Annotated in this window: 18 protein-coding genes; 15 read left to right on the top strand and 3 right to left on the bottom strand. The window is 42.0% G+C overall.

Annotated features, from left to right (window positions below):
• Positions 1-11 precede the first annotated feature (11 nt).
• Together EHR06_RS01135 and EHR06_RS01130 are read left to right on the top strand one after the other, a co-directional pair.
• Positions 12-242, top strand: coding sequence for a type II toxin-antitoxin system Phd/YefM family antitoxin (locus EHR06_RS01135; protein WP_135755369.1), 231 nt, complete (start codon positions 12-14; stop codon positions 240-242).
• Positions 243-653, top strand: a complete 411-nt coding sequence (locus EHR06_RS01130; RefSeq protein WP_135755340.1) for a type II toxin-antitoxin system VapC family toxin — start codon at positions 243-245, stop codon at positions 651-653.
• A gap of 160 nt (positions 654-813) precedes the next feature.
• Here EHR06_RS01130 and EHR06_RS01125 read toward each other — a convergent pair whose 3' ends face one another.
• The gene (locus tag EHR06_RS01125; RefSeq protein WP_135755339.1) at positions 814-1173 is read right to left on the bottom strand and encodes an LIC12806 family lipoprotein; all 360 of its coding nucleotides are present in this window, start codon (positions 1171-1173) and stop codon (positions 814-816) included.
• A gap of 4 nt (positions 1174-1177) precedes the next feature.
• Positions 1178-2170 carry a hypothetical protein gene (locus EHR06_RS01120; protein WP_135755338.1) on the bottom strand — a complete coding sequence of 331 codons (993 nt, stop codon included), beginning with the start codon at positions 2168-2170 and terminating at the stop codon, positions 1178-1180.
• A gap of 106 nt (positions 2171-2276) precedes the next feature.
• On the opposite strand from EHR06_RS01120, the gene EHR06_RS01115 reads away from it, so the two are divergent.
• The 11 genes from EHR06_RS01115 to EHR06_RS01065 all read left to right on the top strand — a co-directional run bounded on the left by EHR06_RS01115 (position 2277) and on the right by EHR06_RS01065 (position 18229).
• Complete coding sequence (locus EHR06_RS01115) at positions 2277-2468, top strand: hypothetical protein (protein ID WP_100722977.1); 192 nt, start codon at positions 2277-2279, stop codon at positions 2466-2468.
• Positions 2438-3040, top strand: a complete 603-nt coding sequence (locus EHR06_RS01110; RefSeq protein ID WP_425269470.1) for a hypothetical protein — start codon at positions 2438-2440, stop codon at positions 3038-3040. The genes EHR06_RS01115 and EHR06_RS01110 overlap by 31 nt, the downstream gene beginning before the upstream one ends.
• On the top strand, positions 3037-3621 hold the full coding sequence (locus EHR06_RS01105) for an RsmD family RNA methyltransferase (RefSeq protein ID WP_135755336.1): 585 nt from the start codon (positions 3037-3039) through the stop codon (positions 3619-3621). The genes EHR06_RS01110 and EHR06_RS01105 overlap by 4 nt, the downstream gene beginning before the upstream one ends.
• The gene (locus tag EHR06_RS01100) at positions 3602-5863 is read left to right on the top strand and encodes a sulfatase family protein (RefSeq protein ID WP_135755335.1); all 2262 of its coding nucleotides are present in this window, start codon (positions 3602-3604) and stop codon (positions 5861-5863) included. The genes EHR06_RS01105 and EHR06_RS01100 overlap by 20 nt, the downstream gene beginning before the upstream one ends.
• Positions 5864-5933: 70 nt before the next feature.
• On the top strand, positions 5934-9245 hold the full coding sequence (gene carB / locus EHR06_RS01095; protein ID WP_135755334.1) for a carbamoyl-phosphate synthase large subunit: 3312 nt from the start codon (positions 5934-5936) through the stop codon (positions 9243-9245).
• 406 nt (positions 9246-9651) lie between these two features.
• Positions 9652-9849 carry a hypothetical protein gene (locus EHR06_RS01090; RefSeq protein ID WP_086446179.1) on the top strand — a complete coding sequence of 66 codons (198 nt, stop codon included), beginning with the start codon at positions 9652-9654 and terminating at the stop codon, positions 9847-9849.
• A 121-nt stretch (positions 9850-9970) separates the two neighbouring features.
• Entirely contained in the window at positions 9971-11449 is a 1479-nt protein-coding gene (locus tag EHR06_RS01085) for a flagellar hook-length control protein FliK (protein WP_135755333.1), read from the top strand.
• Positions 11450-11459: 10 nt separating this feature from the next.
• Positions 11460-12152, top strand: coding sequence for a flagellar hook capping FlgD N-terminal domain-containing protein (locus EHR06_RS01080; RefSeq protein ID WP_135755332.1), 693 nt, complete (start codon positions 11460-11462; stop codon positions 12150-12152).
• 30 nt (positions 12153-12182) lie between these two features.
• Positions 12183-13577 carry a flagellar hook protein FlgE gene (flgE, locus tag EHR06_RS01075; RefSeq protein WP_135755331.1) on the top strand — a complete coding sequence of 465 codons (1395 nt, stop codon included), beginning with the start codon at positions 12183-12185 and terminating at the stop codon, positions 13575-13577.
• A 222-nt stretch (positions 13578-13799) separates the two neighbouring features.
• Positions 13800-16151 (top strand): cyclic nucleotide-binding domain-containing protein, encoded by a 2352-nt coding sequence (locus tag EHR06_RS01070; RefSeq protein ID WP_244288458.1) that lies wholly within the window; start codon positions 13800-13802, stop codon positions 16149-16151.
• A gap of 95 nt (positions 16152-16246) precedes the next feature.
• On the top strand, positions 16247-18229 hold the full coding sequence (locus tag EHR06_RS01065; protein ID WP_135755329.1) for an HD family phosphohydrolase: 1983 nt from the start codon (positions 16247-16249) through the stop codon (positions 18227-18229).
• A 2-nt stretch (positions 18230-18231) separates the two neighbouring features.
• Here EHR06_RS01065 and murD read toward each other — a convergent pair whose 3' ends face one another.
• Positions 18232-19581 (bottom strand): UDP-N-acetylmuramoyl-L-alanine--D-glutamate ligase, encoded by a 1350-nt coding sequence (gene murD / locus EHR06_RS01060; RefSeq protein WP_135755328.1) that lies wholly within the window; start codon positions 19579-19581, stop codon positions 18232-18234.
• A 73-nt stretch (positions 19582-19654) separates the two neighbouring features.
• On the opposite strand from murD, the gene EHR06_RS01055 reads away from it, so the two are divergent.
• Positions 19655-19993, top strand: coding sequence for an STAS domain-containing protein (locus EHR06_RS01055; RefSeq protein WP_008596972.1), 339 nt, complete (start codon positions 19655-19657; stop codon positions 19991-19993).
• Positions 19994-19997: 4 nt separating this feature from the next.
• Positions 19998-20750: a beta/alpha barrel domain-containing protein gene (locus EHR06_RS01050; RefSeq protein ID WP_135755327.1), complete on the top strand. Its 753-nt coding sequence runs from the start codon at positions 19998-20000 to the stop codon at positions 20748-20750.
• Positions 20751-20769 lie beyond the last annotated feature (19 nt).

The raw sequence follows: 20769 nt of genomic DNA, 5'->3' as shown, positions 1-20769 counted from the left end.
ATAATTCGAGCATGCAACTCTCCGCAGCCGAATTCAAAACCAAATGTCTGAGCCTAATGGACAGGGTCCAGGAAACCCAGGAAGAAGTGATCATCACTAAACATGGAAAACCGGTGGCTAAGCTCGTGACTATCAAAGATAGCACTGCGGCCCGTTTATTCGGTTATCTAAAAGGACGGATCCAAGAGAACGAGGATATCGTTCCAAGCCTAGGTCTGCGTTGGGATGCGGATCTCAAATAGATGATCGTTCTAGATACACATGCCTGGATTTGGCTTATGGAAGGCGATCCTAAAATGGAAAAAGAACCCATTCTTAGGAAATTATACAGGCATATCCCTCAAAGAGGAATATTCATCTCCGAAATATCCGGTTGGGAAGTAGGGATGCTCGTAGCCAAAAAAAGGATACAGATCTCAGGGACATTAAATCGATGGCTGCAAGATGCGTATAACGCCCCAGGCATCCAACCTTATCGTTTAAGTCCTGAAGTAATTGTAGAAAGTGTAAATTTGCCCGACTCCTTTCACGGAGATCCGGCGGATAGAATGATCGTAGCAACTGCAAGAGTTTTGAATGCGGAGCTAGTTACCAAAGATAAAGAAATCATTAAATACGGTAAAAAGGGAAACCTAAAGGTGATCTCTTTATAGTCAAATATCTAAGTATTAGATATTTGACTTCACGAGCGAAGCGAGTATAGCCCGCTTCGCGGGTTTCACGAGCGAAGCGAGTATAGTCCGCTTCGCGGGTCTCACGAGCGAAGCGAGTATAGCCCGCTACTTGTGCTTCGAGCGCGTATATAAGCGAAGTTTAAAACAGATCCTTGATTGCCTGCCAAAGTTTAGCGTATTCTTTCTTTCTCTCGTCTTTATCTTTTAGTTTTAATAATGTCTTTTGGAATCCGTTTGTACCTGTGATCTTGACACGGTTTTCGTTCAAAACTTCTACTTCGTAGAATACTTCGTCCACTTTGTAGGAAAAATTCAATATGCTTGTGGACTTCATCGGATATTCCTTATCCTCTAAAATGGCCTTTGCATTTCTGAAGTCCAGATATACACATTGTGTGTTTTTGAGCATGGGCTCGCAGAATTTTCCCGCAGGAGGAGGAACAGGTTTTATTCCACATCCCAAAAACGCTAAAAGTAGAATAGAGAAAGAATATTTCATTTTCTTAATCCTCTATAGGAAGTTTTGTTTTCAAGGTTTGGTTTTTGGAAAGTATCTCTCTTGTGAGATTCAGAACTTCTTCCTTTCTGTCCCCTGAATTAGGATAATATTCTTCCAATAATGCGATCGCCTTCGGAGAAAGGTTCTGGTAATAGAAAATCCTTGCTTCTAAAATTTTAGAACTTCCTGTTAAAAAGTCCTCGTTCGCATTTTTGACCCTTCTTAAATAATTCAAAGAAGAAACATATTGTCCCGCTCTGAATTCGGATAATGCGATCAGAAAATCTGATTCTCTTGCGGAAAGAAGTAAAGAACCTGATATATCCTGTTGGGAAAGTATCTTTTTTAAGAATTCGGTATTTCCGGACAGCGCACTTCCTACCAAGCAGGTCCAAGCGTAACCTGATTTCAATTCAGGGCTTAATTTTTCGGGTTCAATGGAGATCAGAAGTTTATTTAACGCGGAACGACTCAGTTTTTGTCGGATGGATTCTCCGAATGCGATCAGATAACGGTTGTCAGTCGATTCTAAAAATTCAGGATCGATCGCCTGTGCTCTTAAGGCCTGTCTGTACGAATCCTCTACAAGAGGAAGATAAGAACTATCTTGTTCTAAAAATTCTTGGAAACCTGTGTATGCAATTTTGGAAAGAGTAACAGAGTCGAATCTGAAACCTAATAGTAAAAATTCGTAATATCCGGAAAGCGCCGCATAATGGTAAGAGATCCCTTCTTTAGGATTGGAAGTGACAAAATCTTTTGCGGTAGATTTGAATTCTTTGATCTCTCCTTCTTTAGGCTCACCTTTTACGATCCCTTCTTGGAGTAGTTTTCTTTCTTTTTCGAGAAGTAAACGTCTGTCTCCTGCAAACAGGTTTTTGATATCTTGTCTGAAAAAAAACGCGATCCCCGCCAAACCTAGCAGGATCAAAAAGAACACTAAGGGTTTGTAATTCGCTTTTTTTCTGTAACTTCTGTGGTTGGCTTGGTAGAGCATGTATAAAGTCAGATTCTGAAAAAAGCCTGGACCTTTCACTTATTTTTTGGGGTTGGAATTCCTACTCTAGCTTGACTCTCGAACCCCTCCTGGATTCCGTGTAAATATGCCTTATAATTATGATTTTGACGAGGATTACGAAACAGACGGCGACGAGGATTATCTCGACGAGGACGCCGTAACTTTTGTATGCGAGGATTGTGATCATCGTTGGGAAGATGATGCAGAAGGATCTTATGACGGCCCAGAAAATCATATCTGCTCCATGTGTGGCTCTTCAAACGTAATCGAACTCTAATCTTTTTGCGGTCCGGCTTTTTTTCTAAAGCATCAATTCGGGCCGCTTTCTTAATACTTACAGTAATCTTTTTATTTTCGAATTCCGTCCACTCGGTTGATTTCGATCAAGTGTATGAATATTATAAAAAAGGAAACTATGATACCTTAGTAAAAGTTTCCAGATCTGGTCTTAGATCCGGAGAGCTGGATTACAAGATCCTTTTGTTGTATGTTGCCTCCGAATCTAGTTTGGAAGAGATCGATAAAACTCTTTTAAGCATTTATTCCAGATCTAAGGATCAACCTTCTATTTTTTATAATTCTGTTTTTTTATTTTTAGAACGTGCACTTGTCTTAGAATCCTATGAATCAGGCACTCGTTGGGGAAAAATTTTCCTAACTAAGGGAGAGTCTTCCGTTCGGTACTCCGAAGGTGTTTACACATATGCCTGTATATTGTATTCTTCTCAGGAATATGATGCCGCGAGTTCCGTTCTGGCAAAGCTCAAATCGGTGGCCTCGGATTCTAAACTGGGAAAACGGATCCGGATCTTAGAGATAGGTCTGGAAAAGAGAAAAGAGGAAAAATGAAACCGGGAAAAAAATCAAAAGGTCTTCGGATCCAAACCGGGGAATTGAAGGGGAGATTGATCCCTTCTCCAGTCAGCCCTGAGGGGAAGAGTAATTTTACTCCTGCGATCATTAAGAAATCGTTATTCGATATTATTGAATCGTTGCAGCTTCAAGGTCGTTTGAATTTGGAAGATTCCGCATTTATAGATCTATTTGCAGGTTCCGGCCAAATGGGGATAGAATCATTAAGCAGGGGTTTTGCAAGAGCGGTATTTTTGGAACTTGCCTGGGACAGATTCGAAAGTCTAAAAGGTGTTTTAGATAAATTAGGAAAACCTCATTTAGTTTTACGTAAAGACGCTTTCAGATTCCATTCGGGCTTCGATATTCCCGAAAAAACGAAAGTGTATTTTATGGATCCTCCTTATTCTTTCTGGGACAAGAAGACTGAAAAATTGAAAAATGTAGTAGAAGAGATTGCCCAGAACGAACCGGGTGTGGCGGCAATTATTGTTCAATCTCCTCTTCCTTTGAACTGGGAAGGATTTACTCCTCGTTCTTTCGGAAGGAATACTTTGAATGTCAGAGTTCTGGCTTAAATTTAAAAGTTTAATCCGATCGGAATTCAACTCCGGAAATCCTTGGATCCATTCCGGGATTTTCGTATTCGTTCTGACCCTTTTATGTTTACTCACCAATACTTCTTTGCATGTGATGGGAGTGGATATCAGCGAATTTATTTCTCTTTTTTACGGACTCATCCCTTTATTATTGAGAGATTTAGGCGGAGTATTCTCTTCTTCTTTTTCGTTTTTTACAGGTGTGGCGATCTTATTTTTAGGTCCTGATTTTTCCGAATGGAAGAATGGAAAGAAGATCGAGCTGTATAAGATCTATTTAATTTTATTTTCAGTGCTTTTTCTTTTGTTTTGCGGATCCGTTTCGGAATATCCGCAGGTATATGGGGAATTTTTCTATTATAGACATTCTTGGATGGTCGGGTTCTTATATTTTATCACGGATCATTTTTCTCCCTTCTTCTTTAAATCGATCCTGTTCTTATTTTTAGCGGCGCAGGTCGTTCGAACCGGGTTATCATTTTGGAAATCTAAGTCTTATGAGTCTTTGGTTCGATATGCTATTTTTATAATATTATTCTATTCTTTCCACCTTTTGGGATCTGCTTGGGGAGTTTTGGCTGCTTCTGCATTTTATTCCTTTGGTATTCAATTTTCTCGTTCTAAAAAAGATCTGATCTTTTTTGCGATTGTTCTCTTAGGTTTTGGATTTTCTTTTTTTAACAGATCCCTGAGTGAGAACCCTGTATCTAAAGAAGTATTAGAACATTCTTCCAATACGAATGTGCTTATCATTTCTGCGGATAGTATTCGTCAGGACCAATTAGGTTTTGTAAAAGGGGAGAAGGATAAAACCCCGAATATAGACCGGCTTGCTTCCGAATCTCTCGTATTTTTAGACCATCATTCTACGATCCCGAGAACTTTTCCTTCTTGGGCGGATTTTTTAAGCGGAAAATATTCTTTTGAACATGGAATACAAGACATGTTCCCAGATAAAGAAGATCGTTCTAAGTTGGGGAATTCTGTTCCTACACTTCCGGGTATTTTAGGAAAATCTCATAGAACATTCGTGGTCTCTTCTTTTGCGGGAGATATTTTTCCGAGAGCGAATTGGGGATTTCAAAATGTGTATGCTCCTAATTTTAGCGCGGAAACTTTGACCCAGCAGAGGACGATCGAGTCTCAGGTATTTTTTCTTCCCGTTTTGACCGGAACTTTTTTCGGAGGAGGGGAATATCTTTCTTCTATCAGATCTCTTCCGAGCTTGGGAGATGATTCTCGCATTCTTCCCGATCTATTCTCTTTGTTTGATAAAAAAGATCGTCCATTTTTTGGTCTGTATTTTTCTTCAGTCACTCATTTCCCTTATAGTCCGCCTTATCCTTTTTATAAGAATACGGATCCGAGCTATTACGGACCTTCTAAATATTTCCGTTTTGTGGATCCTAGTAATTCCGATAAGCCTGATAGAAAAGAGCAGGAGCAAATTCGTTCTATCTATTCCGCTTCTTTGACCGCTTTTGATTTTTCCGTGGGGAAAATTTTGGAAGAACTGAAAAGAAGAAGTTTATACGACGATACTCTTATCATTCTCACCTCCGATCATGGAGAATCCTTGTTCGAAGAGGATCATAGCCACGGTCATGGAGAACATTTGAGAGGGGAGGGTGTGACCAAAATCCCTCTTATCATCAAATTCCCTAAGTCCTTCGAAAGAAAAGAAGTCCGTAATTTTAAAGGGATCACAACTTCCTTAGATGTATTTCCTACGATCTTGTCCGTTGTCGGAGTTCCTACAAACCGGGAACTTTCTCTCAGAGGAAAAGATCTGACTAAACTTCCAAAGACAGATACTTGGGCAGAAGATCGTTTTGTGTATTCAGAGACTGGGATTTGGTTTTCGGACCGAGGAGATCATTTTTTTCAGAAGGATCGTATCCGTTATCCGAATATTCTGGAACTGCATACGATCGATCCGAATGACGGGAATAGTGTAACTGTTTCAGATCCTTATGCAAAAGAGACCGTTCTTTTTTCTAAGCATAGAATGCTCCAAACCGGGACCAAAAAGCTGATCTATGTTCCGAGCCCCAGCGGTGTTTTGTATACCTGCTATGATAGGATTTCCGATCCGTGGAATACGAAACCTCTCCCGGCTTCTTATTGCGGGAATTTGCAGCGTCAGTTGGAACTCCTACTGATAGGTTCTGGGAAATGGAAGAAGGCGGGAGATTATTTTCTCCCAAAATCAGAGCTTTGATCGAACTGTTTTTTCTTTCTTGTCCGGAAAGACTTGAAGTACAGGCCAGAATAAAAATCCTGGAAATAATATGCCCAAAAGGGAAGATCTCCGCTCCGTTCTGATCCTGGGATCCGGGCCGATCGTTATCGGCCAAGCCTGTGAATTCGACTATTCCGGCACCCAGGCCGCCAAAGCCCTTCGAGAAAAAGGAATTAGAGTCATTCTTCTCAATTCCAATCCTGCTACTATTATGACTGACCCGGATCTTGCGGATGCCACTTATGTGGAACCTCTGACTGTCGCAGTCGTCCAGAAAATTTTGGAAAAAGAAAAGCCGGATGCGATCCTACCTACTGTAGGAGGTCAAACAGCATTAAACCTTGCTTTGGCCTGTCATAACGCTGGGGTATTAGAAAAATATAATGTAGAACTCATCGGCGCCAAAATAGACGCGATCAAAAAGGCGGAAGATAGAGAACTTTTCAAAAGAGCAATGGAGAAGATCGGGGTAAAAGTTCCTCGTTCAGGGCTCGCAAACAATTTAAAAGAAGCGGCAGAGATCAAGGCTCAGATAGGTCTACCTCTGATCGTAAGACCTGCATTCACTCTGGGCGGGACCGGAGGCGGGATCGCTTATGACGAAGAAACCTTCGACGAAGTGGTCGGCAAAGGTCTTAAGGCTTCTCCGATTAGCCAGGTATTATTAGAACAATCCGTTCTTGGTTGGAAAGAATTCGAGTTAGAGGTAATGAGAGACCTCGCGGATAACGTAGTGATCATTTGTTCTATAGAGAATATAGATCCTATGGGAGTTCATACGGGAGACTCTATCACAGTTGCTCCTCAGCAGACACTTTCAGACAAAGAATATCAAAATTTAAGGGATATGTCCATCAGTATCATCCGAGAGATCGGAGTGGAAACAGGCGGATCCAATATCCAATTCGCAGTGAATCCGGAAGACGGCGACGTGATCGTGATCGAGATGAATCCTCGTGTTTCTAGATCTTCCGCGCTTGCTTCAAAGGCTACCGGATTCCCGATCGCAAAGATCGCTGCGTTACTCTCCATCGGTTACTCTTTGGATGAGATCAAAAACGATATTACAAGAGTCACTCCTGCTTCTTTCGAGCCATCCATTGATTATGTGGTGACCAAGATTCCGAGATTTGCTTTCGAGAAGTTCCCTGGGACAGATGATACCCTAGGGGTACAAATGAAAGCCGTGGGAGAGGCCATGGCAATCGGAAGGACTTTTAAGGAAAGTTTCCAAAAAGCGATGCGTTCCTTGGAAATCGATCGTTTCGGTTTTGGATCCGACGGAAATTTTGCGGAGTTAGTCGAATTCCATAATCTATCCGTTCCTCAAAGAAAAGAAAGGATAGATTCATTCTTACGCAGACCGAATGATAAACGGATCTTCTACGTCAAAAAAGCTCTGGAAGAAGGTTATAGCGTAGAACAGATCCATAACCTTTCCAAAATAGATCCTTGGTTCTTATACCAATTCGAAGATCTTCAGAATTTAGAAAAAGAATTCATACAAAAAGGAAATTCTACCTTAGGAAAACTGAAAAAAGCGGGATTCTCCAATAGACAATTGGCATTCCTCTCTAAAAAAGCGGAGATAGAAAAGATATTATCTTCTTCCCAGACTCCTGATAAGAAAAAAGCGGAGATAGGTTCCATTCTCAAAAAAGAAGAAAAGAACCTGGAAGAAATATTAGAATCTTCTAAAATAGAACCTATCTATAAGAGGATCGATACCTGCGCAGGTGAGTTCGAAGCTTATACTCCTTATTTTTACTCTTCTTACGATGAAGAAGACGAAACAAACGTAACTTCTAAAAAATCGGTAATCATTCTGGGCGGTGGGCCTAATAGGATCGGGCAAGGGATAGAGTTCGATTATTGCTGCTGCCACGCTTCCTTTGCTCTGCAAGATCTGGGAGTGGAATCCATTATGGTGAATTCCAACCCGGAAACGGTTTCTACCGACTATGATACTTCCGACAGATTGTACTTTGAACCTCTGACCTTAGAGGATGTAATTCAGATCTACAAAAAGGAAAAACCGGATGGAGTGATTATCCAGTTCGGCGGGCAGACACCTCTTAAACTTGCAAAAGATCTGGAAAGCAGGGGAGTCCCCATTTTAGGAACAAGCCCTGATTCTATTGATAGAGCGGAAGATAGAAAACGTTTTGCAGAAGTATTAGAAAAACTGAAATTGATCTCTCCTAAGAACGGTATCGCTACTTCTATGGAAGAAGCGAGAAAGATCGCAAATAATATCACTTATCCTGTGCTTGTCCGCCCAAGTTATGTATTGGGTGGAAGAGCGATGCTTATCATCAGCGAAGAAAAAGAGCTGGATAAGTATATGGAGAAGGCCGAGGAAATTTCGGAAGACAGGCCTCTACTCATAGATTCCTTCTTAGAAGACGCTGTAGAAGTGGACGTAGACGCACTTTGCGACGGCAAGGATGTATTCATCGCAGGTATCATGGAGCATATCGAAGAAGCTGGGATCCATTCAGGAGATTCCGCATGCGTTCTTCCTCCTCAATCCTTATCTAAAAAAGTATTGGATGATATCAGAAGCGCCACAAGAGCACTCGCATTAGAATTACAAGTTAAGGGTCTGATCAATATCCAATACGCGGTTAAGGAAGAAGTTGTTTATGTGATCGAGGTAAATCCTCGAGCTTCCAGAACTGTTCCTTTCGTATCCAAGGCGCTTGGTCATCCTATTGTAAAATACGCTACTCGTATCATGATGGGAGAGACTTTAAAACAACTTCCTCTTCCGAAAGAAATGGTGTTCCCGACCGTAAACGTGAAGGAAGCGGTATTACCTTTTAATAAATTCCCTGGAGTGGATACGATCCTTGGACCTGAAATGAGATCCACGGGAGAGGTGATGGGGATCGCAGACACTGCGGGAGAAGCGTTCTTAAAGTCTCAATACATGGCGGGAGAAGAACTTCCTTCTCAGGGGACAGTATTCGTTTCCGTAAATGATAAGGACAAAAAGGATCTACTGAAGTATATTAAGGATCTTTCCGATTTAGGATTCATTCTGATCGCTACGGAAGGAACTCATAAATTCTTATCGGAAAATGGAATTCTATCTTCTAAGATCAATAAGGTATACGATAATCAGTTCCCGACTGCATTGGATTATATCAGAGAGAATAAGATCCATCTTATATTGAATACTCCTCTTAGTAGAGTGACCAGAGATGATAGTTTTGCGATCCGCCAAGCAGCGATCCGTTATAAGATCCCTTGTTTGACCACTGCGAGTGCAGCCAAGGCTCTCATCAAAGGAATGGTGGAGATGACCGATAAAGGTTTCACCATTCGTTCTCTGCAAGAGATCCATAGCGGCAAATAAATTTATGGCGACTTCTCGCTTCGCGAGAACCGCGCTCTCCGCTCAATCAGCGAAGCACCATAACGTTTTCTTAATATAAGACCCTCGCCTATGTGATGGTGCATCGCCGGATTTCCGCTACGATCGCTGTCGCTCAGTGATCTCTATGTCCTCCGTGCGAACCGAAAAAATAGAAAGTTTCGCACAGAGATCACGGAGCACACAGAGATATGAAATAGCAAAATTTACTTCGGGTTTTTCACTCCCTATGGGTCGCTCAAAAGACCCTCGCAACGCGAGCGGTGCCGCCCGAACCTTTCCTAATTTTATCAATTTCCGACAGGCCTACAATATTTGTCAATAATGAGACTCAAAATCAATTTGACAATTTTCAACCAAAAAAGATGATTCGAGGAAAGAGGACAATATGGAAGAATACTGCCGCCCGATCCGGATTTCCGAGAGAAACTACTTTATAGTGGATCTGTGTGCCAATTGCGGACATGTGCATCTACACTTTGAGAACGGCTCGTTGAAAATGGATCTTCATAAGTTGGAGGACCTACATAAAACCGTTCAGGATGCGCATGCTTGGATCTTGGAAGAACTTGCAGGTTATAATTGAGAAGTAGTTCCTACCAAAGGCGGAGTCAATACGACATAATCCGATAAAGGAAGAAGATAATCTTATAATTATATCAAGGAAATCTGCGATCTTACGATCCTTATACTGCAAGGGGCGAACTATGCAGATCAGAACGGAAGGACCAGGCAGAGAAGAAGGATATTCACTTTCGGCGGAACCAAAGGTAACTAACGTTTCCGAAAAAGTTTCCGCTCCTTCCGTGAGTTTTATGGACCTAATGAAGTCCATCCAACTTCGTTCCCAAAAGGTTCTGGAAGAAGGACAGAAGTCTGAGATCAAAGAAGAAAAACCTTCCGAAATGGAAGAATCCAAAGAGCCTGAATTATTTGTAAGATCCGAAGAGGAAGAAGTCGAAGAAACCGATTCGGAAGAAGAGAATGAAAAATTAGTTCGTCTTTCTGAGAAGAAGGTCCAAAAAGCGGAACTGAAAGAAACGAATTCTGATCCGGAAGAAGAGATCGATGCAGAGCTTGAGTCAGAAGAGTTAGATTCCCCTTTTATTACTCAGATGAGTGTGTTCTTGGCGGGACTCGAGGCCAAAAAAGAGAAAGAGATCTCGAGCGCTGCAAACCAAGAAGAATCTGTATCATTCAAAAAGATCCAAAAACATTCCAAAGAAGAAGCTCCCAAAGTTGAACAAAAAGAAGAAGCGGGGAATGTTTCCGTTCTGAAATCGAATCAGTCGGAAGAAAAACGTAATCTTAAAGAAACCAAAAGAACTTCAGAGAAAGAAAGTCTGGATGAAGGTTTAAAAAGTTTGGAAGAAGCGCGCAAATTTTCCAAACCTGCAAACGAAGAAAAGATATTAACCGTATTAAAAGATTCTCATAAAGAAAATTTCATTCCTGAATCGGATAATTGGAAGATCACCAGGGAGAAAAAACAGGAAACTCTTTCTATGGTTTCCAAAAACCAAGCGGCTAAAGCGGCTCAGGTAGAAGAAGCTTCCAAGTCCGATACTTCCGGTAAAGGTTCCCAGAACCAAGACTTCTCTCAAAGAAACGGGAACGAGACTACATTTACTCTGCTAAAAGCAGGTCTTGGTGCCGTAGAGAAAAACCAAGAGATTTCAGGACAAAATTCAAAACCTTCCAAAACGAATCCAGGTTCTAATATGGATCGTTCTCAGATGAAGGAAAACTTTCAGAGATTAGTTCAATCAGCAAAATTGAATATTGTTGAGAACGGAAGATCAGAGGCCACTCTTAGATTGAACCCGAGAGAGTTGGGAAGAGTTTCCTTACGTATTACTGTAGAAGATGATAAGGTCCAAGGTAAAATTTTGGTAGAGTCGGATCAGGTGAGAAAATTATTCGCAGGTGATCTGGAACAACTTCGCAAAGATTTTAAAGAACAAGGATTGGATCTGCAGTCTTTGATCGTTGAATCCGAGGATTCATTGCGCATGAGTTGGGATGGACAGGATTCTTCTCGATTCTTTGACCAAGAAGGTTTTGGATTTGAAAGTTCCGGTTTTTCGAATTCTTCCGATTTGGAAGAAGTTTCAGAAATGGACTCTATCGAAAATCTGGAATTTGCCGAAAAGAATACTGATAAACGCTTAAACATCTTGGTTTAAGGAGAGGATCATGCCTGAAGCAAACGCAGTTTCTAATGAAGCTACACGTAGCCGTTATCTCGAAGGAGACAGAAGTTACGATTTAAGGAAGCATTTTGATAAATTGGAGAAGGAAGAAAAAAGCGGTCTCCAAGGTATCGAGGTCCGTTCCACTGCGAAAGCATTAGGAAAAGATGATTTTCTAAAACTGTTGATCACTCAACTTTCTTCTCAAGACCCTACCAATCCTGTTAAGGACCAAGACTTTATCGCGCAGATGGCACAATTCTCTTCCTTAGAGCAGATGAATAATATCTCTCAAGGGATCGGCAAGATGACCAATCGCCAAAGTTTCTCTCTTGTAGGTAAGATCGTATCCGGTCCTGATTTTGTGACCGGAGAGAATGTGGTTGGAACTGCGGGCGCGTTATTCTTCGACGGAGAAGGTAAATCTTTCGTAAGAGTAAACGGTAGAACTGTAGAAATCGATGCGATCACTTTGATCACTGATCCTGCAATTATCAATCAAGCAGAGGGGCAGCAGGGAGCGCCTGCTCCTAAGGCCGGTTTAGGGTCTTCTTCTAATGCCGCTGTAGGAACTCCAACAACTCAATCATTACAAAATCAGAATATGGGAACTTCCCAAGATCCCGGTTTTGAAGAAGCAAGTTCCGGAGCTCCAGGCTGGAGTTTTCCTGGAAAACCGAACGATAGCAATTATTAATTAAATAGAAAATTTCGAGGTATAAGCGCCATGATGAGATCCCTTTATTCAGGAGTTTCCGGTTTAAAAAACCACCAAGTGCGGATGGACGTAATCGGTAACAATATTTCCAACGTGAACACCCACGGTTTTAAAACGGAGCGTGTTACTTTCCAGGACATGATCTCCCAAGAGTTAAGAGGAGCTTCTGAGCCTAAGGAGAACATCGGAGGGGTCAACCCTCAACAAGTCGGTCTTGGTTCATTGATCGCTGCGATCGATAAGATCATGACCCAAGGTTCTTTACAGACTACTGGTAAAAACACAGATGTTGCGCTTTCCGGAGAAGGTTTTTTTATCGTTAAAGACGGGGACAAACAATTCTATACAAGAGCCGGTGCGTTTAACTTGGATAAGAACGGTTATTATGTGAACCCTGCAAACGGATTGAAGGTGCAAGGTTGGAATTCCCGCCTCGATGAAAAAGGGAATAAATACATCAACTCTTCCGCTTCTATCGAAGACATAGTAATTCCGGTATATTCTAAAGAGCCTGCAAGAGCTACTTCCAAAGTGGATTTCAGATCCAACTTGAATTCTTCCGTGCAAGCTGTTCCGCCTGATGCAACTCCGGAAGAGATCACCGCAATGATCAATGATCCTGATCCTAAGGCGAGAAGAGGACATGTAACTACTATCAAAGTTTTTGACGACCAAGGTGCCGAGAGAGAATTCAAAATGGAATTCTACAAAGTTCGCGAGAATACTTGGAAAGCAAGAACGTCTTTAACGGATTCTACTCAACTTTCAGTGGATGTTGCAGCAACAGGCGGACAAAACACTCAAATGCCGGGATTGACCGAGCTCGAGTTCGGATTCACTCCTGATGGAAAGATCGTTTATGTTTCCGACGGAACGGATGTGATGAACACCGGAAAGCTGAACGCTAAAGTTTCCTTCAAACTTCCAGGAAATCCACAAGTGCAAAGTTTTGATCTTGCTTTAGGTGAGGCTGGAATGGTGGACGGGATCACTCAGTTCTCTTCCGATTTTACTACTAAAGCTGTGAAACAAGACGGATACACCATGGGATATCTGGAGTCCTTCTCCATTGATAACTCAGGAACCGTTACGGGTGTTTATTCCAACGGGATCAAACAACCTTTAGCAAGAATTGCAACTGCAGTTTTTAATAACCCGGCCGGTTTGGATAAGGCGGGAGATACAATGTTCGCATTCTCCAATAACTCCGGTGAGCCTATGATCGGTGAAGCAGGTGTCGCAGGTAGAGGAAAGATCAACGCAGGTCTATTAGAAATGTCGAATGTGGATCTTTCCGATCAGTTTACCGATATGATCGTTACTCAAAGAGGTTTCCAAGCGAACTCGAGAACGATCACTACCACGGACCAAATGTTACAGGAAGTCCTGGGTCTGAAACGTTAATCGTTAATTTAGATCTCCTATTCATTTTGTTTGCGCCCGCGGGATCCTGTCCTTCGGGCGTTTTTCTTTTAGCAGGATAATTTAGGTCACGCAGAGGCAAAAAGCCGGTGAGGACCGCCCAAAACATTCGTAACGTTTTATGACAAAAACAGAAGTATTTCCGTATGCAGTTCTTATACTTTTCTCTAGTTTGTTTTTTAATTCATACCAGAGTCCAAAATAGTGAAGAAGAGAAAAAGAATTGGCTCTCAGCCTAACAAATCCAAAGAAAGAGACGGACGGTTCGGATCCGTATTTTCTTCCAACCAGGAATTGTTCCGGGACTGGAACCCGGAAGAGACCTCTTCTTTTGCGGGACTTTTCGAATATAGATCAGTAAGCTCCGGCACAGTTCTAATTGCTTCCGAAAGATCTTCCGCCTGGTTCTATTTTCTTTTAGAAGGAAAATGTGAAGAATTCACTAAGGCTTCCTCCGGAGAAGAGTTAATGGTCCGAAGCCTGGGGCCTGGCTCTCATTTTGGAGAGGCTGGATTCTTTCATTGGAAAGAAGGGAAGTTCGGTGTAAGGACGGAAACGGACTCCAAACTTTTGAGGATCAGCGCTAAGAACTGGCATAAATGGGAAACTGAAAATCCTGAAACTTCTAAACGTTGGAAGGAAAGATTAGAGACTAAAAGATTTTTCAGGATGGCTTCTTATGAACCTAGTCATAAGGAACTTTTAGGATTTATCTCCAATCTGGAATTATTATTTCATATAGATCGTAAAAAGATAGGAGAATTGACTCCTTACTTGAGATGGTTGTACGTTCCAGGCGGAGAAAGGCTTATGCTCCAGGGAGAACCTGGAAATTCACTTTTTGTAATATTGTCCGGAAGATTTAGATACAGTGTTTCCGACGAACAAGGAAATATCACCGGCGAGGGAGAATTTGCAAAAGGAGATATCATAGGGGAGATGTCCCTTCTAACAGGAGAACCTCGTTCCGCTTCCGTATACGCAGTCCGCTCTTCTCAGGTGATCCAAATCTCCCGGAACGGATTTAGGAAATTTATCTCCGAATCTCCGGAAGCGTTATTTCATGTGACTGAAACGATCGCCAGGAGATTGGGACAGAAAAATAAAGAATCTTCCCGCTTTGGCAGAAAAGTACATACGATCGCACTAGTCCCGATCACGGAAGGTTTTCCTTTACGTCATTTTTCGAATGAAATTTCTAAATCCTTAAAATCTTTCGGCTCTGCACTTCCGGTAAACGAGGAAAAACTTTCCAAATTCTTAAAGGATAAGAAGGTCTATCAAAAAAACGGAATACGATTCGGGATACCTGATATTCTTTCTTGGTTCGGAGGATTAGAGAAGGAATACGATAACGTAGTATTTGAAGTGGGACCTTCGGGAGATCCTCTTTGGACGGAAGCGAGTCTTAGACAAGCGGATCGTATCCTTCTTCTTGCAGAAACCGGGCGGCCAATATTAAAAAATTCTTATTCTTGGAACCTGATCCAGGGAGAAAGTCTGGGCGAAACTACAAAAGAATCAGTGATCTATTTGGAGGATTCTTATAATCGCTGGGAAGAATTAGAGAATACTCTGCATGAATTGCCGGGCCAAAAACTCATCTTGAGAAAAGGCAGAGCGGGAGAATTCGATCGGATCGCAAGAAGATTGGAAAGCAGGTCCGTAGGAGTTGCTCTTTCCGGCGGAGGAGCAAAAGGTTTTGCACAGTTAGGACTACTCAGGTCCTTAACCGAGGCAGGTATACCGATCGATCTGATCGGGGGAACTAGTTCCGGTTCCATCATGGCCGGATTGTTCGCGATGGGTTATGGATTCGACGAATCTCTCAGATTGATCAAAGAAGTTTGGATAGAAGCAAAACTTACAAGAGATTACACTCTTCCATTCGTTTCCATTTTAAGAGGTGCCAGATATTCCAGGGCAATCAAAGAATTTTTCGGGAATAGGAAGATAGAAACACTATTGATCCCTTTTTTAGCCGTGGCCTGCGATCTTACGAATTCTAAACCGAAAGTATTCGAAGAGGGAGAAGTTTGGAAAGCGATCAGAGCAAGCACTTCAATACCGGGGATCTTTCCTCCGTTCTACACTGAAGGAGCCTTGTATGTGGATGGTGGACTTTGGGACAATCTTCCGGGCTCTTTGGTAAGAAGAAAAGGTGCAGACGTTTTGATCTCAGTAGATTTAGGAGCGGGTTCTCAACCGAATAAGGACCAAACTTACGGATTATTAGTCGAGTCAAGATTTCCGGGAGAAGGACCTTCTGCCTTAAAACTTTTAGGAAATCAATTCATGAAGAAGGAAGATAAATATTCTTTCCCTCATATAGGTGAGTTGTTCATGAGATCCATGTTATTATCCAGCCGGAATAATCTTCTTAAAACAAAAGAAAATTCTGATATATTCGTCGAATTACCAGTGAGAGATTTTTCTACGTTCGATTGGGATGAATACAAAAAATTATATGAGATAGGCTATGAGCATTCTCAAAAATCCGTAAAGGATTGGACCAAGACCATTAAAGATAAAGTATATTCAGAAAGGAAGAATTAGACCAAACGGCGTTTTTAGAAGGATCACCTAAGGCCAAAACTTGAAAAAAACTCCTTTTCACGATTTTAAAAGATGCTTAGGATGGGATAATCAGGATGGAATCCAAGTTTAAGCAATATATCGTAACGGATTCCGTGACTCTTGCAGGAAGACTTTCGATCCTCCGCACCAAGATGACGGCTGAGCTAATCAATCTGAAAGACTTTTTCGAGTCTGCAGAGATCAGGGACACTCCTCAATTCGTAGACGTTTTATTTTATATCTCCGACAAAACATTAGAGTCGGAACATAGTAAGATCAGGGAACAGCTTAGGATGAATCCTCTGATCTTGGCCAGATTCATTTTGAATGCCGACCTTGGTTATGAAGGTTATAAAAATACCGAGATCGAAGATGATCTGATTTTCGGAATATTGCCCGAGATCACTTCCGACCTTCATCTTTCCAAAACTTTCGCAAACGGATTTTTACATCTTCATATGATCACGGATCAGTTTGATCTATTGCATAAGATCAATACTGCAAAATATGAGATCAACCGATTGACCAGGATCGGTATCAGCCTCGCAAACGAAAAAGATTTTGATAAACTACTGTGGGAGATCTTATACAGCGCAAGAGAGATCTGTAACGCTGACTCCGGGTCCTTGTATCTGGTAGAACAAGACGATATAGGATTTGTTCGAAATTTACGTTTTAAAATTTCTGCATTGAGCATAGATACGGAAGAGTTCATTCTTCCTATCAATAAATCAAGTATTGCAGGTTATGTTGCAGAGACCGGTAAAGTCCTGAACATCCAAGATGTTTACGACCTGCCCGAGGACGCCGAATTCTCCTTTAATAGTAATTTTGATATATTATCGAACTATCATACAAAGTCTATGCTGGTAGTTCCTATGAAAGGTCATAGGGGAGATGTAGTCGGAGTTCTTCAGCTCATCAACCGCAAAAGGAATTTTAGCCAGAAATTGACTGTGGAACAGATGAAAGGGGAGGAGATCCAACCTTTCGATGATTATTCCACTCAGTTGGTGCTTGGGGTTGCAGGACAAGCGGCGGTCGCCATCCAGAATAATTATCTCTTAAGAGAGATCGAAACTTTATTCGAAGGATTTGTGACCGCATCCGTAAATGCGATCGAAGCGAGGGACCCGACCACAAGCGGTCACTCTTTCAGAGTCGCCGTATTAACTGTGGGACTCGCAGAAACATTAGATCGAGTGGATTTTGGAAAATATAAGGAAACAAAGTTTTCCAAAGAGCAACTCAAAGAGATCCGGTACGCTTCCCTGCTTCATGACTTCGGAAAAGTAGGGGTAAGAGAAAAGGTTTTGGTTAAGGCCAAAAAATTAGAAGATCTGGAGATCGGTCTGATCGATTGGAGATTCCGCTACTTAAAGAAAGATTTCGAATCTAAATTGAACTTAAGAAAAGTGGAATATTTAAAAAAACACGGTCCCACCGGATATTCGGATTTTGAAAAAGCGATAGAGTTCGAGTTTAATGAAGAATGTAAAAGACTCACTTCCATGTTCCAGATCATCAGCCAGAGTAACGAACCTTCCATATTGGAAGAGGCGAACTCTCAGTTCTTAGAAGAGATCGCCAAGATGCAATATATCACCACCGAAGGGGAAAATTTAGAGCTTATCTCTCCTTATGAGTTTGGATTTTTAACCATCAAAAAAGGTTCTTTGGATTTTGATGAAAGAAAAGAAATTGAGTCGCATGTGGAGCATACATTCCAGTTCCTAAGTAAGATCCCTTGGACGAATGATCTCAAAATGGTACCGACGATCGCTCATGCTCACCACGAAAAATTAAACGGAACAGGATATCCAAGAGGACTTTCCGGAGATGATATTCCGATCCAATCTAGGATCATGACTATCTCCGATATATTCGATGCGTTAACCGATCAGGACAGACCTTATAAGAAAGCGGTTCCGGTAGATAGGGCCTTGGACATTTTGGAAATGGAAGCCAAGGAAAACCATTTGGACGGAGATCTATTAAAAGTATTCATAGAGTCCAAGGTATGGGAAAAATTAAACCACCAAGGACATATTAAATAGATCTAAGGTTCTTCCTTGGCCCAATCGGAGACTAATTTTAAGAAATGTTCTCCTCTTTCCTCGAAATTCTTATATAGATCGAAACTAGCACATGCCGGCGAAAATACGACTGATGACACTCTCGCCCTTCCAGAGCGTACAGCGGTTTTGATCTGAGAAAAACCTTCTTCTAAATTATCCGCTAAGATCAAATGAGAGCCTAAGATAGGGGAGATCACCGGCGCCCAGGTTTCTCTTGCTTCCCCTATCAGTAATACCCAGCCTATTCCCGAGGCTAAAAATTCTTTTAAGGGTTCTAACGGCTCCGCTTTAGGCCTTCCACCTAAGATCAAAAATGTGCCTTTTTTGTCCTTCCAAGTGTTTAAACCCGCAAGCATACTATGAAGGTTGGTGGATTTGGAATCATTGATAAAAGAAATCCCCGCCGCTTTACCTGCATATTGGAAACGATGGGGAAGGCCTTTGAAGGTCCCGATCAAACTTTGGATATGTTCCGGTTTTGCACCGATCGCTTCCGAGGCTAAGATAGAAGCAGCCAGGTTATCCAAATTATGACTTCCCGGAAGAGGGAAATTTTTAGCATCATAAATTGCATTTGCGGTTTTGATGGTTCTTTCTTCTTCCGAGATGAATGCGTCCACTCCTTGCTCTCTTCCGAAGACCACGATCTTACAGGACCAGGCAAACTTCTGGATCCTTTCCCTAAAAAGTTTGGAGCTGGTCACCAGAGTATGACGAGGGTTAGACGAATCAACGATCCTGACTTTGGCATTAAAATAATTATCCAGGCTCTTATGCCTTTCCAAATGATCGGAAGCAAGATTTAATATTACAGATACATTAAGTTCTAAAGGACCGGAATCTTCCAACTGATAGCTGGAAAGTTCCAGCACTGAAAGTGGGACCGGTTTTAGGCAAAAATCGCTGAATGCTAAACCGATATTTCCTCCGGCAGTTGCCCCGGGAAAATCCGCAGAAACTAAATGAGAGGTGAGAGAAGTTGTCGTGGATTTTCCGTCAGTGCCTGTGACTCCGATCAATTTTCCGGAATAGAACGCTCTCGCTAATTCCACTTCGGAAACTACCGGGATCGCGAGAGATTGAGCTTGTGAAATTACGGAATGGGCAGGAGAAACGCCCGGACTTTTTACGATGAGAGCGATTGGAAGAAGGTCCGCTAAAATTACATCTTCACCTACGAACGTTACATTCGAATCCGGAACAGGTTGAGAGTTACAAAGAACAGCATTCGCCTGTCTCTCTTTCAAGAGTCGGAGAGCCGCCATGCCGGAAACTCCCCCGCCGAGAACCAGGACTCTTTGGCCTAATAAGGAGGTCGGAAAATTCTTCATCTTGGGGAACTTGGTTGACAGGCTATTTTTTGCGTCGAGAATTGTCTCTAAATTATCGTAAGGGTAGGTTCCTTTGCTCGATCACAAGGTACAGGACGGAGTTCTAATAGTTTACCTCAAGGGACGTTTGGACGTTTCTATCGCAAACGAGGTGGAAGAAAATCTGAACGATCTAATCGATAACCAAGGACATACCAGGGTTATTTTGAACATGCAAGATGTGGACTATATGTCTTCATCCGGATTCAGGGCTTGCATTTCTACACTCAGAAAATTGAACGCAAAAGAAGGCGGTCTCAAGATCTGCGGGATCAAACCTGCGGTAAAAAGAATATTCGACGTGATCGAACTTACTTCTCTATTTGATATCCGAGAAACAGAGGACGAGGCGCTTCGAACTTTTCGTGCATAAGCCGATGAGGACATTACATCGGGTTCTCCAAGAAATCGTAGAAGAAAAAAAAAGGGAAATCGAGACCATTCCCGAATATAAACCTGCTCCCTATTCCGGAGTAGGTTTATGGCAATCACTTCGCTCCCGCAAATTTTCAATCATCTCAGAATGTAAAAAAATGAGCCCTTCTTCCGGGATCATCCGGCAGGAATACGATGCCGTCTCCATCGCAAAAACTTACTCAGAGTGCGGAGCTACCGCGATCTCCGTTCTTACGGATAAAAAGTTTTTCGGCGGGTCTCTCGAGGATCTCAAAAATGTTTCTTCTCAGGTAAACATACCTATATTAAGAAAAGATTTTATACTGGATACAAAACAAGTTGCAGAAGCCCGGGAATTCGGAGCGGCCGCAATCTTACTTATAGTACGCATTCTTACGCCTGAAAAACTTACCGAACTTATCAAAGAAGCCAAAAAATATAATATGGATGTACTCACAGAGATCCATACGGAAGAAGAAGCAATCATCGCCGCCAAAGCAGGTGCAAACATAGTAGGGATCAATACCCGCGACCTGGACGATTTTAGCATCCATCAGGAGCTGGTTCCTAGGGTGGCTTCTAAACTTTCTCCCAATATCGTGAAGGTGGGAGAATCCGGGGTCAAGAGTAAGGCAGACCTGGACGAGTTCCGTTCCCATGTGGATGCCGCTCTCATCGGGACCTACTTCATGGAAAAATCGGATATCCGCAAAGCCTGGTTGGAACTTTTCTGAGTTTGGGTTTTCACAAAAA

Origin of the sequence: Leptospira dzoumogneensis (assembly GCF_004770895.1) — a bacterium.
Taxonomy (GTDB): domain Bacteria; phylum Spirochaetota; class Leptospiria; order Leptospirales; family Leptospiraceae; genus Leptospira_B; species Leptospira_B dzoumogneensis.
Note: the sequence above shows the minus strand (reverse complement) of the source record. Positions and strands in the feature narration are given on the sequence as shown.

What these genes read in the sequence shown, in the direction of transcription:
- EHR06_RS01120 (WP_135755338.1), bottom strand. Translation starts at nt 2,170, where the DNA reads ATGCTCTACCAAGCCAACCACAGAAGTTACAGAAAAAAAGCGAATTAC.
- EHR06_RS01050 (WP_135755327.1), top strand. Translation starts at nt 19,998, where the DNA reads ATGAGGACATTACATCGGGTTCTCCAAGAAATCGTAGAAGAAAAAAAA.
- flgE (WP_135755331.1), top strand. Translation starts at nt 12,183, where the DNA reads ATGATGAGATCCCTTTATTCAGGAGTTTCCGGTTTAAAAAACCACCAA.
- EHR06_RS01085 (WP_135755333.1), top strand. Translation starts at nt 9,971, where the DNA reads ATGCAGATCAGAACGGAAGGACCAGGCAGAGAAGAAGGATATTCACTT.
- EHR06_RS01065 (WP_135755329.1), top strand. Translation starts at nt 16,247, where the DNA reads ATGGAATCCAAGTTTAAGCAATATATCGTAACGGATTCCGTGACTCTT.
- carB (WP_135755334.1), top strand. Translation starts at nt 5,934, where the DNA reads ATGCCCAAAAGGGAAGATCTCCGCTCCGTTCTGATCCTGGGATCCGGG.
- EHR06_RS01135 (WP_135755369.1), top strand. Translation starts at nt 12, where the DNA reads ATGCAACTCTCCGCAGCCGAATTCAAAACCAAATGTCTGAGCCTAATG.
- EHR06_RS01100 (WP_135755335.1), top strand. Translation starts at nt 3,602, where the DNA reads ATGTCAGAGTTCTGGCTTAAATTTAAAAGTTTAATCCGATCGGAATTC.
- EHR06_RS01105 (WP_135755336.1), top strand. Translation starts at nt 3,037, where the DNA reads ATGAAACCGGGAAAAAAATCAAAAGGTCTTCGGATCCAAACCGGGGAA.
- EHR06_RS01130 (WP_135755340.1), top strand. Translation starts at nt 243, where the DNA reads ATGATCGTTCTAGATACACATGCCTGGATTTGGCTTATGGAAGGCGAT.
- EHR06_RS01090 (WP_086446179.1), top strand. Translation starts at nt 9,652, where the DNA reads ATGGAAGAATACTGCCGCCCGATCCGGATTTCCGAGAGAAACTACTTT.
- murD (WP_135755328.1), bottom strand. Translation starts at nt 19,581, where the DNA reads ATGAAGAATTTTCCGACCTCCTTATTAGGCCAAAGAGTCCTGGTTCTC.
- EHR06_RS01080 (WP_135755332.1), top strand. Translation starts at nt 11,460, where the DNA reads ATGCCTGAAGCAAACGCAGTTTCTAATGAAGCTACACGTAGCCGTTAT.
- EHR06_RS01125 (WP_135755339.1), bottom strand. Translation starts at nt 1,173, where the DNA reads ATGAAATATTCTTTCTCTATTCTACTTTTAGCGTTTTTGGGATGTGGA.
- EHR06_RS01115 (WP_100722977.1), top strand. Translation starts at nt 2,277, where the DNA reads ATGCCTTATAATTATGATTTTGACGAGGATTACGAAACAGACGGCGAC.